The organism is Pseudomonas sp. WJP1 (assembly GCF_028471945.1).
In the GTDB taxonomy this organism is placed as follows: Bacteria; Pseudomonadota; Gammaproteobacteria; order Pseudomonadales; family Pseudomonadaceae; genus Aquipseudomonas.
This window is the reverse complement of the sequence record NZ_CP110128.1, coordinates 5,934,675-5,948,950: the sequence shown is the minus strand read 5'-3', so window position 1 is coordinate 5,948,950 and position 14,276 is coordinate 5,934,675. Positions and strand designations below refer to the sequence as shown.

Below are 14,276 nucleotides of genomic sequence, written 5' to 3'. Positions count from 1 at the left end.
CCCGTGTCCCTGATCGCGTCTGACCACTTCCGCATCGTTGTCGGCCTCGGCAAGAGCGGCATGTCCCTGGTTCGCTTCCTGGCGAACCGGGGCGTGGCGTTTGCGGTGGCCGATACGCGGGAAAATCCACCGGAACTGGCCACGCTCAAGCGTGACTATCCGCAGGTGGAAGTGCGTTGTGGCGAGCTGGACGTCGAGTTCCTGTGCCGTGCCGACGAGCTCTACGTGAGCCCCGGCCTGGCGCTGGCGACCCCGGCCCTGCAGGCCGCCGCTGCCCGTGGCGTGAAGCTGTCCGGCGATATCGAGCTGTTTGCGCGTAACGCGAAGGCGCCGATCGTGGCTATCAGCGGTTCCAACGCGAAGAGCACCGTGACCACCCTGGTCGGCGAAATGGCCGCTGCGGCGGGCAAGCGAGTGGCCGTCGGCGGCAACCTGGGTACGCCGGCGCTGGACTTGCTGGGCGACGACGTCGAGCTGTACGTGATGGAGCTGTCGAGTTTCCAACTGGAAACCACCGATCAACTCAACGCCGAAGTGGCGACCGTGCTCAACATCAGTGAAGACCACATGGACCGCTACAGCGGCCTGCCGGCCTATCACCTTGCCAAACACCGGATCTTCCGTGGTGCCAGGCAGTTTGTGGTCAACCGCCAGGACGCCCTGAGCCGGCCGCTGATGGGCGAGGGCCAGCCATGCTGGACCTTCGGCCTGAACAAACCTGACTTCAAGGCCTTCGGGATCCGCGAAGAAGACGGCGAGAAGTACCTGGCCTTCGAATTCCAGAACCTGATGCCAGTGCGCGAATTGAAAGTGCGCGGCGCCCATAACCAGTCCAACGCCCTGGCGGCATTGGCCCTGGGTCACGCCGTTGGCTTGCCGTTCGACGCCATGCTGTCGGCCCTGCGCAATTTCGCCGGTCTCGAGCACCGCTGCCAGTGGGTCCGCGACCTGGATGGCGTGGGCTATTACAACGACTCCAAAGCCACCAACGTCGGTGCCGCGCTGGCAGCCATCGAAGGCCTGGGTGCGGACATCGATGGCAAGATCGTGCTGATTGCCGGTGGCGACGGCAAGGGTGCCGAATTCAAGGACCTGCGTGATCCGGTGGCGGCCAACTGCCGCGCCGTGATCCTCATGGGGCGCGATTCCGACAAGATCGGCCAGGCCATTGGCGATGCCGTTCCACTGATTCGTGCAGGGTCCCTGGTCGAAGCCGTGGAGCAATGCCGCGCCGCTGCGCAACCGGGCGACGTGGTGCTGCTGTCGCCGGCGTGCGCCAGTTTCGACATGTTCAAGAACTACGAAGACCGTGGTCACCAGTTCGTCCAAGCTGTGGAGGAACTGGCATGAGTCTTCGAGGCATCATCAAACCGTACCCATCGCCGCTCATCACCGGGCGCGGTATTGACCTCGACTTCCCCATGCTCGCCGGTTGCCTGACGCTGCTCGGCCTGGGACTGGTCATGATTGCATCGGCCTCCACCGAAGTGGCGGCGGTCCAGTCGGGCAGCGCCCTGTATTACATGATTCGCCACCTTATCTACGTGGTGCTGGGCCTGGGTGCCTGCATCGTCACGATGATGATCCCGATCGCGACCTGGCAGCGCCTGGGCTGGTTGATGCTGCTGGGTGCATTCGGCTTGCTGGTGATGGTGATCATTCCGGGGATCGGCCGTGAGGTTAACGGTTCGATGCGCTGGATCGGCTTCAGTTTTTTCAACGTCCAGCCTTCCGAGATCGCCAAGGTGTTCGTGGTGATCTACCTCGCCGGTTATCTGGTGCGTCGCCAGAAAGAAGTGCGCGAAAGCTGGATGGGTTTCTTCAAGCCATTCATCGTGCTGTTGCCAATGGCGGGCCTGTTGCTGATGGAGCCGGACTTCGGTGCCACCGTGGTGATGATGGGCGCGGCGGCGGCGATGCTGTTCCTCGGCGGAGTCGGGCTGTTCCGGTTTTCCCTGATGGTCGTCCTGGCGGTCGGGGCAGTGGTGTTGTTGATCCAGATGCAGCCGTATCGGATGGCGCGTTTGACCAACTTCGCTGACCCGTGGGCCGACCAGTTCGGTGCCGGCTATCAGTTGTCCCAGGCGTTGATCGCTTTCGGTCGCGGCGAATGGCTGGGTGTCGGCCTGGGCAACAGCGTGCAGAAACAGTTCTACTTGCCCGAAGCCCACACCGACTTCGTGTTCTCGGTCCTGGCCGAAGAGCTGGGTGCCGTGGGTTCCCTGTGCACCGTGGCGCTGTTCGTCTTCGTCTGTATCCGCGGCATGTACATCGGCTTGTGGGCCGAGAAGGCCAAGCAGTTCTTCGCCGCCTATGTCGCCTACGGTTTGTCGTTCCTGTGGATCGGTCAATTCCTGATCAACATCGGCGTGAACGTCGGCCTGCTGCCGACCAAGGGCCTGACACTGCCGTTCCTCAGCTATGGCGGCAGTTCGCTGGTGATCTGCTGTGCCTGTCTGGGTTTGTTGCTGCGCATCGAGTGGGAGAGTCGAACCCACCTGGGCAGCGAAGAGATGGAGTTCCATGAGAGCGACTTCGCCGAGGAGCCGAACCATGGGCGCTAACGTATTGATCATGGCCGGCGGCACCGGGGGCCACGTGTTCCCCGCACTGGCCTGTGCCCGCGAATTCCAGTCCCGCGGCTACACCGTGCACTGGCTGGGCACACCGCGCGGCATCGAGAACGAGCTGGTCCCGGCGGCCGGTATCGAGCTGCACCGGATCAACGCCAGCGGTTTGCGCGGCAAGGGCAAGTTGTCCCTGCTCAAGGCGCCGTTCATGTTGCTCAAATCGGTCTGGCAGGCGCGGGCGATCATTCGTCGTTTGCAGCCGGCTTGCGTGGTGGGCTTTGGTGGTTATGTGACCGGTCCTGGCGGTGTCGCAGCCAAACTGGCCGGCGTGCCGGTAATCGTTCACGAACAGAACGCCGTGGCGGGTACCGCCAATCGGTTGCTGGTGCCGTTGGCCGCCCGGGTCTGTGAAGCGTTCCCCGACACCTTTACCCTGTCGAGCGGCCGTCGGACCACCGGTAATCCGGTGCGCACCGAGCTGTTCCTCGAAACACCGCGACCAGCCCTGGCCGGTCGCAAGGCGCGTTTGCTGATCCTGGGCGGAAGCCTGGGCGCAGAACCGTTGAACAAGCTGCTGCCTGAAGCCCTGTCGCAAGTCGCCGTCGACCTGCGCCCGGACGTGTTCCATCAGGCCGGCAAAAACCACGATGAAGTGACTGCGCAGCGCTACCTCGCGGCTGGCGTCGAGGCGCAAGTGCAGCCGTTCATCAAAGACATGGCCCAAGCCTATGGCTGGGCCGACCTGGTGGTGTGTCGCGCAGGTGCGCTGACCATCAGTGAACTGGCCGCCGCCGGTCTGCCCTCGATGCTGGTGCCGTTGCCCCACGCGATCGACGATCACCAGACCCGCAACGCCGATTATTTGGCCCGTGAAGGCGCTGCCTTCCTGATGCCACAAAGAACGACCGGTGCAGCGGATCTTGCCGCGCGCCTGACAGAGGTCCTGATGCAACCACAACGACTCAACGATATGGCCACTGCGGCCCGCCGCCTGGCCAAACCCGATGCCACCCGTAACGTGGTCGATACCTGCCTGGAGGTGGCCCATGGTTGAGAATCAGAAAGCCATGCCGCAACCGGAAATGCGCCGCATCCGTCGCATCCACTTTGTCGGGATCGGTGGTGTGGGCATGTGCGGGATTGCCGAGGTGCTGTTGAACCTGGGCTACGAAGTGTCCGGTTCGGACCTGAAGGCGTCGCCGGTCACCGAGCGCCTGGAATCTTTTGGCGCGCAGATTTTCATCGGTCACCGCGCCGAGAACGCTGCCGCCGCCGACGTGCTGGTGGTGTCCAGTGCCGTGAACACCTCCAACCCGGAAGTCGCCAACGCGCTGGAACGCCGGATCCCGGTGGTGCCGCGGGCAGAAATGCTGGCCGAGCTGATGCGTTATCGCCACGGCATCGCCGTTGCCGGTACCCACGGCAAAACCACCACCACCAGCCTGATCGCCTCGGTGTTCGCAGCGGGTGGCCTGGACCCGACGTTCGTCATCGGTGGCCGCCTGAATGCCGCGGGCACCAATGCCCAGCTCGGCACCAGCCGCTACCTGATCGCCGAAGCCGACGAAAGCGACGCCAGTTTCCTGCACTTGCAGCCGCTGGTGGCCGTGGTCACCAACATCGACGCCGACCACATGGCGACCTACGACGGTGACTTCAACAAACTGAAGAAAACCTTCGTCGAGTTCCTCCACAACCTGCCTTTCTATGGCCTGGCGGTGATGTGCCTGGACGATCCGGTGGTGCGTGAAATCCTCCCGCAGGTCAAGCGTCCGACCGTCACCTACGGTTTCGGCGAAGACTGCGACGTTCGCGCCATCAATGTGCGCCAGCAAGGCATGCAGACGTTCTTCACCGTGCTGCGCCCGGACCGCGAGCCCCTGGATGTGTCGGTGAACATGCCGGGCAACCACAACGTATTGAACGCCCTGGCAACCATCTGCATCGCCACCGACGAGGGCGTCAGCGATGAAGCCATCGTCCAGGGCCTGTCCGGGTTCCAGGGTGTTGGCCGACGCTTCCAGGTTTACGGCGAACTGCCAGTGGACGGTGGCCAGGTAATGCTGGTGGACGACTACGGTCACCACCCGACCGAAGTCGCCGCGGTGATCAAGGCCGTGCGCGGTGGCTGGCCGGAACGTCGCCTGGTGATGGTTTACCAGCCGCACCGCTACAGCCGTACCCGCGATCTGTATGACGACTTCGTCAATGTACTGGCCGACGCCAACGTCCTGCTGCTGATGGAAGTCTACCCGGCCGGTGAAGAGCCGATCCCCGGTGCCGACAGCCGCAAGCTGTGTAACAGCATCCGCCAGCGCGGCCAGCTCGACCCTATCTACATCGAGCGCGGTGTCGACCTCGCGCCGCTGGTCAAGCCGTTGTTGCGTGCCGGCGATATCCTGCTGTGCCAGGGCGCCGGTGATATCGGCGGTCTCGCACCGAAACTGTTGAAAAGTGAGTTGTTCGCCGGTGCGGTTGTCGCACCGGTCGAGGGGAAGTTGAAATGATTGCTGCCTACGCCAACCTCGCCAGCACCGTCGCGCCGAAAGATTTCGGCCGCGTCGCCGTGCTGTTCGGCGGCAAGAGTGCCGAACGCGAAGTGTCCCTGAAGTCGGGCAATGCCGTTCTCGATGCGCTGCAAAGTGCAGGCGTGGACGCGTTCGGCCTCGACGTCGGCGATGACCTGCTGCAGCGTCTGCTGAACGAAAAGATCGACCGCGCCTTCATCATCCTCCACGGCCGTGGCGGTGAAGACGGCAGCATGCAGGGCCTGCTCGAGTGCCTGGGGATTCCCTACACCGGCAGCGGCATCCTCGCCTCGGCGCTGGCCATGGACAAGCTGCGCACCAAGCAGGTCTGGCACAGCCTGGGCATTCCGACGCCACGTCACGCGGTGCTGAGCAGCGAAGCCGATTGTATTTCGGCGGCGACGGAACTGGGCTTCCCTTTGATCGTCAAACCGGCCCATGAAGGTTCAAGTATCGGGATGGCCAAAGTGAGTTCCGCGTCTGAATTGATCGACGCCTGGAAAGCGGCCAGTACCTACGATTCGCAAGTGTTGGTCGAGCAATGGATTCAAGGTCCGGAGTTCACCATCGCCACCCTGCGTGACCAGGTGTTGCCGCCAATCGCCCTGGGCACGACGCACAGTTTCTACGACTACGACGCCAAGTACATCGCCAACGATACCCAATACCGCATTCCGTGCGGCCTGGACAGCACCAAGGAAAAGGAACTCATGGACCTCACGGCGAAAGCCTGTGAAGCCTTGGGGATCGCCGGTTGGGGCAGGGCGGACGTGATGCAGGACGCCGAGGGGCAGTTCTGGTTCCTGGAAGTCAATACGGCACCGGGTATGACCGATCACAGCCTGGTGCCGATGGCGGCCCGTGCTGCCGGTCTGGATTTCCAGCAACTGGTTCTGGCCATTCTGGCCGAGAGCTTCGGCAAGCAACAGCCGCGGGGTTAAGACCATGCAAGGCGCACAGTTGAGACATCAGCCACCCGTACCCGGCCGCAAGCCGGTGCCGCGGGGTGCCAGCCGAATGGTGGCCAAAGAGCCGATGTCCGCGCGCCTGCCGAAAGCCAACTTCGGTGTGCTCAAAGCCCTGTTCTGGCCAGTGCTGCTGGTCGCGTTGGGGTTCGGTACTTATGAAGGCGCGCAGCGTTTGCTGCCGTACGCCGACCGGCCGATCACCAAGATCGCGGTGCAGGGCGACCTGAGCTACATCAGCCAGCAAGCGGTGCAGCAGCGAATCGCCCCTTTCGTGGCGTCGAGCTTCTTCACCATCGACCTGGAGAGCATGCGCACCGAGCTTGAAACGATGCCATGGATTGCCCACGCCGAAGTGCGCAGGGTGTGGCCGGACCAGGTGGTGATTCGCCTGGAGGAACAACTGCCGGTGGCCCGTTGGGGCGACGAATCGCTGCTCAACAACCAGGGTCAGGCGTTTACCCCGCGCGAACTGGCCAATTACGAACACTTGCCGCAGTTGTTTGGTCCACAGCGGGCCCAACAGCAGGTGATGCAGCAATATCAGGTACTGAGCCAGTTGCTCAGGCCATTGGGCTTCTCGATTGCGCGCCTGGAGTTGCGCGAGCGAGGCAGCTGGTTCCTGACGACCGGTCCTGGCAGTGCCGGGCCCGGGATCGAACTGCTGCTCGGACGCGGCAACCTGGTGGAAAAGATGCGCCGTTTCATTGCCATCTATGACAAGACGCTCAAAGAGCAGATTACGAACATTGCGCGCATCGATCTGCGCTACGCCAACGGCCTCGCCGTTGGCTGGCGCGAACCAGTAGCGCCGACGACAGCCCAACCCGCTGTCGCGAAGAATTAAGAGAGGCAGGACCCCATGGCAAACGTGCAAAGCGGCAAAATGATCGTCGGTCTCGATATCGGCACCTCCAAGGTGGTGGCGCTGGTCGGCGAGGTCGCGGACGACGGCACGCTGGAAATCGTCGGGATCGGCACCCATCCGTCCCGTGGCCTGAAGAAAGGCGTGGTGGTGAACATCGAGTCCACCGTGCAGTCGATCCAGCGCGCCATCGAAGAAGCGCAGCTGATGGCTGGCTGTCGCATCCACTCGGCATTTGTCGGCGTGGCGGGCAACCATATCCGCAGCCTGAACTCCCACGGCATCGTGGCGATTCGTGATCGCGAAGTCAGTTCCGCCGACCTTGAGCGCGTACTCGACGCCGCCCAGGCCGTGGCGATCCCGGCTGACCAGCGGGTGCTGCACACCCTGCCGCAGGATTACGTGATCGATAACCAGGAAGGCGTCCGCGAGCCACTGGGCATGTCCGGTGTGCGTCTGGAAGCCAAGGTCCACGTGGTCACCTGCGCCGTCAACGCCGCACAGAACATTGAAAAATGCGTGCGCCGCTGCGGCCTGGAAATCGACGACATCATTCTCGAGCAGCTGGCATCCGCCTACTCGGTGCTGACCGATGACGAGAAAGAGCTGGGCGTGTGCCTGGTGGACATCGGTGGCGGCACCACCGACATCGCGATCTTCACCGAAGGCGCAATCCGCCACACCGCGGTGATCCCGATCGCGGGCGACCAGGTGACCAACGACATCGCCATGGCGTTGCGCACCCCGACCCAGTACGCCGAAGAAATCAAGATTCGTTATGCCTGTGCCCTGGCCAAACTGGCGGGTGCCGGTGAAACCATCAAGGTCCCGAGCGTCGGCGACCGTCCGCCGCGCGAGCTGTCCCGCCAGGCCCTGGCCGAAGTGGTCGAGCCGCGTTACGACGAGCTGTTCACGCTGATCCAGGCCGAGCTGCGTCGCAGTGGCTACGAAGACCTGATCCCGGCCGGCATCGTGTTGACCGGCGGTACGGCGAAGATGGAAGGCGCCACGGAACTGGCCGAGGAAATCTTCCACATGCCGGTTCGCCTGGGCGTGCCCCATGGCGTCAAGGGCCTGGATGACGTAGTGCGCAACCCGATTTATTCCACGGGCGTTGGCCTGTTGATGTACGGCCTGCAGAAGCAATCCGACGGCATCTCGTTCTCGGGTATCGGCAGCCGCGACAGCTTCAGCAACGAAGAACCCAAAGGTGCCTTGCTCGATCGCATCAAGAGCTGGGTCCAGGGCAATTTCTAAGATTTACCGCAACACCGTTACACCGTTGTAGATACAGGCAGTAGGCGAAAAAACTAGAGAACGTAAAGGAGAGGGAAAATGTTCGAACTCGTAGACAACATCCCCGCAAGCCCGGTTATTAAAGTTATCGGTGTAGGCGGTGGCGGCGGCAACGCCGTGAATCACATGGTCAAGAGCAACATTGAAGGCGTCGAGTTCATCTGCGCCAACACTGATGCCCAGGCGCTCAAGAGCATCAGCGCGCGGACCATCCTGCAACTGGGTACCAGCGTGACCAAAGGTCTGGGCGCCGGTGCCAACCCTGAAGTAGGTCGTCAGGCCGCTCTCGAAGACCGTGAGCGCATTGCCGAAGTCCTGCAGGGCACCAACATGGTGTTCATCACCACCGGCATGGGCGGTGGTACCGGTACCGGTGCTGCGCCGATCATTGCTGAAGTGGCCAAGGAAATGGGCATTCTCACCGTTGCGGTGGTGACCCGTCCGTTCCCGTTCGAAGGTCGCAAGCGCATGCAGCTCGCCGACGAAGGCATCCGCCTGCTGTCGGAAAGCGTCGACTCGTTGATCACCATTCCCAACGAGAAGCTGCTGACCATCCTCGGTAAGGACGCCAGCCTGCTGTCGGCTTTCGCCAAGGCTGACGATGTACTGGCCGGCGCCGTTCGCGGTATCTCCGACATCATCAAGCGTCCGGGCATGATCAACGTCGATTTTGCCGACGTACGCACCGTGATGAGCGAAATGGGCATGGCGATGATGGGCACTGGCTGCGCCAGCGGTCCGAACCGTGCACGCGAGGCCACCGAAGCGGCCATTCGCAACCCGTTGCTCGAAGACGTGAACCTGCAAGGTGCACGCGGCATCCTGGTCAACATCACCGCCGGTCCTGACCTGTCCCTGGGTGAGTACTCCGACGTGGGTAGCATCATCGAAGCCTTCGCTTCCGAGCACGCCATGGTCAAGGTCGGTACCGTGATCGATCCGGACATGCGCGATGAGCTGCACGTGACTGTCGTTGCGACCGGTTTGGGCGCTAAAATCGAGAAGCCGGTGAAGATCATCGACAATACCGTGCACACGTCGATGGCTTCCCAGCCGCAACAACAGGCCCCTGTTCGTCAGGAAGCTCCAGCGGTTAACTACCGTGACCTGGACCGTCCGACCGTCATGCGCAACCAGGCCCAGGCCGGTGCTGCGGCTGCCGCGAAGATGAATCCGCAAGATGATCTGGACTACCTGGACATCCCGGCCTTCCTGCGTCGTCAGGCCGATTGATGAAATGTATCAGGGCTATGAAGGTGATTGGTGTTCAGCAAAGGCGTGGTCTGCTATCATCGCCAGCCTTTGTTGATACCAGTTCGCAATTTGCGCTGAAGCGGCCCAAGCCATGATTAAACAACGCACACTGAAAAATATTATCCGTGCCACAGGTGTAGGTCTGCACTCCGGGGAGAAGGTATACCTGACCCTCAAGCCTGCGCCGATCGACACCGGCATTGTGTTTTGTCGTGCCGACCTCGATCCTGTGGTGCAGATCCCTGCACGTGCAGAAAACGTTGGCGAAACCACCATGTCGACCACGCTGGTCAACGGTGACGTCAAAGTGGATACGGTGGAGCACTTGCTCTCGGCCATGGCTGGCCTGGGCATCGATAACGCCTACGTCGAGCTCTCCGCGTCCGAAGTACCGATCATGGATGGCAGCGCTGGACCTTTCGTATTCCTGATTCAGTCGGCTGGCCTGGAAGAACAGGACGCCGCCAAGAAGTTCATTCGCATCCTGCGCGAAGTGACGGTGGAAGACGGCGACAAGCGCGCCACTTTCGTCCCTTTCGAAGGTTTCAAGGTGAGCTTCGAGATCGATTTCGATCACCCGGTTTTCCGTGACCGCACACAAAGTGCAAGCGTGGATTTTTCCAGCACTTCGTTCGTAAAAGAAGTCAGCCGCGCCCGTACCTTTGGTTTCATGAGTGACATCGAGTACCTGCGCAAGCACAACCTCGCGCTCGGCGGCAGCGTTGAAAACGCTATTGTGGTCGACGCCGATGGTGTACTGAACGAAGACGGCCTTCGCTACGAAGACGAATTCGTGAAGCACAAGATCCTCGATGCAATTGGTGACCTCTACCTGCTGGGCAATAGCCTGATTGGTGAGTTCAAGGGCTTCAAGTCCGGCCACGCACTGAACAACCAGCTGCTGCGCAAGTTGATTGAGCAGACAGACGCCTGGGAAGTCGTGACGTTCGAAGATGCCAGCACCGCACCGATCTCTTACATGCGTCCTGTTGCGGCCGTGTAAGTAAAAAACCTCTCTAGTTTTTTAAAGGCTGCCTTCGGGTGGCCTTTTTTTATGCCCCTACAGCGCTACCACCCGGTTACGTCCAGTCTCCTTGGCTTGATACAACGCCTTGTCCGCGGCAAACATCAGCACCTCCAGGTTGATGTCGGCGCAGGCATTCCAGGTACTGATGCCAATGCTAACGGTAATCGGCGAGTCGGCGCCGTCGATCGGCGGTAACTGCTCGACCGCTTCTCGAATACGCTCGGCGATCTGTTGTGCGCCCGCCATGTCGGTTTCCGCCAGGACCACCGAAAACTCCTCGCCACCGTAGCGCGCGACCAGGTCGGCAGGTCGCCGTACGTGGGTGCGCAGCACATTGGCCACCGCGCGCAAAGCCTCGTCACCGGCTTGATGGCCATGGCGGTCGTTGAAGGCCTTGAAGTGATCGGCGTCGATCATCAGCAGCGACAGTGGCTTACCGGAACGCTGCGCGCGAAACCACTCATGGCGCAACGTCTGGTCGAGCGTGCGGCGGTTCGCCAGGCCGGTCAAGGCATCGGTAGCGGCCAGTTGCGCCAGTTCCAGCTCGGCATGGTGGCGCAGGCGCAGTTCGCGGCAGAGCAACCAGGTCAGCCACAGCAGGCACGCACACAGGGCTACCGTGGCCACGCTGACCCCTATCGCCGTGCGTTGCCACGAAGCAAACACCTCTGCGCCCGACAGCGCTACGATGACAATCAGCGGCAGATTGCCAACCTGGGAAAAGGTATAGAGCCGCTGGTCCTGATAGCGAGCCGAGACACTGCTGAAGCTGCCGTTACCTTCCTTGACGATACGCTGGAAATTGGGGCGGTTGCTGAAGTCCGCGCCGGTCAGGTCTTCGCCCAGGCGAGGCACCTGGGCCAGCAGAATTCCATCCTTGTTGATCAGGCTTATCGAGCTGTCAGGACCGATGTTCAAGCTGTTGAACAGTTGCTCGAAGTAGCTCAGGCGCATGGCCGCTTCGGCGACCCCGAGGAACTCGCCCTGGGCGCCGCTGATCCGGCGACTGAAGCTGATGCGCCATTCGCTGTTTGCCAGCCGGGAGCGAAAAGGGCGGCTGATGAACATGCTCGGGTCGCTGTTGTTCACGTGGGACTGGAAGTATTCGCGGTCGGCGAAGTTGCCCGTCCTGGGTTCTCGCGAAGCCGAGTCGGCGACCACGTTGCCCTGCTGGTCGAGCAACAGGATGTCACCCTTGTAGGGTGCCGCGGTGGCGCGATCGAACAAGGCCAGATGACGGATCTGCGGGGAAACCTGCATGAGGTCTTCACGTCGGGAGGTCGCGATCAAGCCGAGCAAGGAGACGTCATAGAGCTCGACGTTACGCAAGACGTCGGCTTCGATCAATTGCACGATGTTGGCGGCGGAGCGGCTGGCTGACAGTTCGGCATTGGCGCGCTCACGCACCAGCAGGAACGCCACGATGCCGAGGATGGCGATCACCATCAACACGCTGCCGACAATCACCAATCGCTCGGAACGCGTTGATGGGGTTGTTGGGTGAAATGTCGCGCTGCGCTCGCTCATGATTCTGGCTTCTGCTTTCTAGGCGTCGGGAACATTCTTTTACAAGAATCGGGCAGCGTCCCGGACACCCGTCACATCCACAGCATCCCTGCGCACTCCGGATAAAAAAAAAGGCCAGCAAAACCTGCCGGCCTTTTGTTTACTGAAGCTTAGAAGACATTGAGCGGGTAGTCGAAAATCACCCGGTACTCGTCGGTGTCCTGGTCCAGTGCGCCATACCCGTTGCCGCCCCGGTTGGTTGCCCATTGCAGGCGCAGCGCGAGGTTTTTCGCCTGGCCGGCCTGGACCACGTACCTGAGTTCGATATCGCGTTCCCAGTGCCTGGCGTTTTTGCCGGCGGCGCTGTACCACGCGCTGTACCCTGGGCTGTCTGGATCGACCTTGGTCAGGTCCAGCTTGCCGCGGGAGTAGGACAGCGCCGAGGTCAGCCCCGGCAGGCCGAGCCCGACAAAGTCATAGGCGTACTTGAGTTTCCACGAGCGTTCGTTCGGGCCGTTGAAGTCCGAGTATTGCTGGGAGTTGTCGAGGAAGACGCTGTCGCCCTGGCTGATGTAGTCGAACGGGGTGTTGCCGTTGACCCGCTGGTAAGCGGTGGTGACGCTGTGATTGCCGACGCCGACGGTGAAATGCAGGCTGTAGGTGTTGTTGTCGATGTGGCCCAGCAGCGCATCGCCCGTGTCCTGGGTGTGATAGAAGTGCAGGCCCGGGTTGAGGCTGACCACCTCGTTGAGCGCATAGGTGTAGTCCAGGTCGTAGTAGTACTGGTTCCAGATGTCCTTGAGTTCGGCGGCATACAGACTGCTGGTCAAACCTGGCAGACCACTCCAGGCCACGCCCGCCCAGTTGAGATGCCGGCTCTCATCACCCTCGGCCAGGGTGCCGTAGGACGTACCGATGCGGGTATGGCCGCTTTGGTTGTACGGTTTGGTGAAGCTCGCTTGACCGCCTTCGATCAGCCAGCCGTCGAAGCTATGGTTGGTCAGGCTGACGCCGCGGAAGGTCTGCGGCAGCATGCGGGTTTCACCGCCGGCAATCACCGGGTTGGCGAGAAACAGGTCGCCGGCCTTCAATTCGGTATCGAAGGCACGCATTTTCAGGGTACCGCCCGCAGTGGAGAACGAGCCCGGTGCCTTGCCGTTGCCATCGCTGACCGGGAGGATGCTCGAATTGTCCGTGCCGCCGCCACCGTCGAGCTTGAGCCCGAGCATGGCGTGGGCGTCGAAACCGAAGCCGACGTTGCCTTCGGTGTAGCCCGACTCGAAGATGCCCAGAAAGCCTTGACCCCATTCAATGTTGTCGTCGGCCTGCTGCTGGCGATTGCGGTTCATGTAGTAGTTGCGTGCGTTGAGGGTGAGGCTGGCGCCTTCGGCGAAACCCTGGGCGGTTGAATCATCGGTGGCGTGAGCATTGGCGGCCATCGTTGCAGCGATTGCAACGAACAGCGCAGATGTACTGAATGGGAAACGCACGTGGGGTAAAGCTCCTGGGTCAGCTGGATACATCACTTTTCTTGCAGTCACAGCAATTTTTTTTTGGCGGGGAGGGCGCAGCAGGTTGTAAAAACTCAACGAAAAAAAGCCGCTGATGGCAGCGGCTTTGAAGACAACTTTTCATTGGGAAGAGCCGATGAAAAGTGTCGAGGGAAACTGGAGCGATGCGCGTAAATCAGCTGTCTTTCTCAGCCTGTTTGGCCTGGATGCTCGACGCTTGTGGGGCTTGGGTGGTCTCCTGGGCTTTGGCGGTCATCTCGATCTGGTGCTCTTCGTACGCAGCGGCTCGTGCGGTATTTTGCGCGACGAAAGCCTGCGACTCTTCAGCCATGGCGAACGGAGACAGGAACAGAGAAGACAGAACGAAAGCGCTGGCAATACCCATACTGTTGGACATCTTTTAAACCTTCTTGCTTGGCAAGTGCTGTTTGGTGCGGGCAAAGATAAGGGGCTTGGGGGAAAGGAAAAAGAGCGGATTCATGAAAGGACTGTTACGCAAAGAGCAAAGATCGAGCTTCCGACACAGCGCGTGGGAAAGATTTTTTGTATGAGCCAGGCTTGCCGGCGAAGGCGTCCTGATAGCCGACCTTTATTTTTGTCGGAGTACATATCCATTCCTGCGGTAACGGCCACTTAGGGTTTCGCCCTTACAGCGAGTCACTTGGAAGAGCCCCAAGTAACCAAGGGCTCTTACCCCTGGCGTTCGGTGCCTCGCTAAGGCTCGGCATACCCTCGCTCCGGTCCTGCTCCGTGG

General features: G+C 61.3%; 12 protein-coding genes. 9 read left to right on the top strand and 3 right to left on the bottom strand.

Annotated elements, in window-relative coordinates:
- Window positions 1-3: 3 nt before the first annotated feature.
- The 9 genes from murD to lpxC all read left to right on the top strand — a co-directional run bounded on the left by murD (window position 4) and on the right by lpxC (window position 10,481).
- A complete protein-coding gene (gene murD, locus OH720_RS26675; protein WP_180205326.1) occupies window positions 4-1,350 on the top strand; it encodes a UDP-N-acetylmuramoyl-L-alanine--D-glutamate ligase in 1,347 nt (448 codons plus the stop codon).
- Window positions 1,347-2,564 carry a putative lipid II flippase FtsW gene (gene ftsW / locus OH720_RS26670; protein ID WP_008060279.1) on the top strand — a complete coding sequence of 406 codons (1,218 nt, stop codon included), beginning with the start codon at window positions 1,347-1,349 and terminating at the stop codon, window positions 2,562-2,564. Before murD ends, ftsW begins: the two co-directional genes overlap by 4 nt.
- Window positions 2,554-3,624 (top strand): undecaprenyldiphospho-muramoylpentapeptide beta-N-acetylglucosaminyltransferase, encoded by a 1,071-nt coding sequence (gene murG / locus OH720_RS26665; protein WP_272603500.1) that lies wholly within the window; start codon window positions 2,554-2,556, stop codon window positions 3,622-3,624. The genes ftsW and murG overlap by 11 nt, the downstream gene beginning before the upstream one ends.
- Entirely contained in the window at window positions 3,617-5,077 is a 1,461-nt protein-coding gene (gene murC, locus OH720_RS26660) for a UDP-N-acetylmuramate--L-alanine ligase (RefSeq protein WP_272603499.1), read from the top strand. The genes murG and murC overlap by 8 nt, the downstream gene beginning before the upstream one ends.
- Window positions 5,074-6,039 carry a D-alanine--D-alanine ligase gene (locus tag OH720_RS26655; protein WP_272603498.1) on the top strand — a complete coding sequence of 322 codons (966 nt, stop codon included), beginning with the start codon at window positions 5,074-5,076 and terminating at the stop codon, window positions 6,037-6,039. Before murC ends, OH720_RS26655 begins: the two co-directional genes overlap by 4 nt.
- A 4-nt stretch (window positions 6,040-6,043) precedes the next feature.
- Entirely contained in the window at window positions 6,044-6,910 is an 867-nt protein-coding gene (locus OH720_RS26650) for a cell division protein FtsQ/DivIB (protein ID WP_272603497.1), read from the top strand.
- 15 nt (window positions 6,911-6,925) lie between these two features.
- A complete protein-coding gene (ftsA, locus tag OH720_RS26645; protein ID WP_008060298.1) occupies window positions 6,926-8,185 on the top strand; it encodes a cell division protein FtsA in 1,260 nt (419 codons plus the stop codon).
- A gap of 78 nt (window positions 8,186-8,263) precedes the next feature.
- The gene (ftsZ, locus tag OH720_RS26640) at window positions 8,264-9,457 is read left to right on the top strand and encodes a cell division protein FtsZ (protein ID WP_008060299.1); all 1,194 of its coding nucleotides are present in this window, start codon (window positions 8,264-8,266) and stop codon (window positions 9,455-9,457) included.
- Between the two features lie 112 nt (window positions 9,458-9,569).
- Window positions 9,570-10,481 carry a UDP-3-O-acyl-N-acetylglucosamine deacetylase gene (gene lpxC, locus OH720_RS26635; RefSeq protein WP_008060300.1) on the top strand — a complete coding sequence of 304 codons (912 nt, stop codon included), beginning with the start codon at window positions 9,570-9,572 and terminating at the stop codon, window positions 10,479-10,481.
- Window positions 10,482-10,538: 57 nt separating this feature from the next.
- On the opposite strand, the gene OH720_RS26630 is transcribed toward lpxC, so the two are convergent.
- The 3 genes from OH720_RS26630 to OH720_RS31720 form a co-directional block, all read right to left on the bottom strand.
- A complete protein-coding gene (locus OH720_RS26630; protein WP_272603496.1) occupies window positions 10,539-12,032 on the bottom strand; it encodes a sensor domain-containing diguanylate cyclase in 1,494 nt (497 codons plus the stop codon).
- A 149-nt stretch (window positions 12,033-12,181) separates the two neighbouring features.
- The gene (locus OH720_RS26625) at window positions 12,182-13,534 is read right to left on the bottom strand and encodes an OprD family porin (protein ID WP_442967232.1); all 1,353 of its coding nucleotides are present in this window, start codon (window positions 13,532-13,534) and stop codon (window positions 12,182-12,184) included.
- A 163-nt stretch (window positions 13,535-13,697) separates the two neighbouring features.
- On the bottom strand, window positions 13,698-13,919 hold the full coding sequence (locus OH720_RS31720; protein ID WP_336299058.1) for a hypothetical protein: 222 nt from the start codon (window positions 13,917-13,919) through the stop codon (window positions 13,698-13,700).
- Window positions 13,920-14,276: the final 357 nt, after the last annotated feature.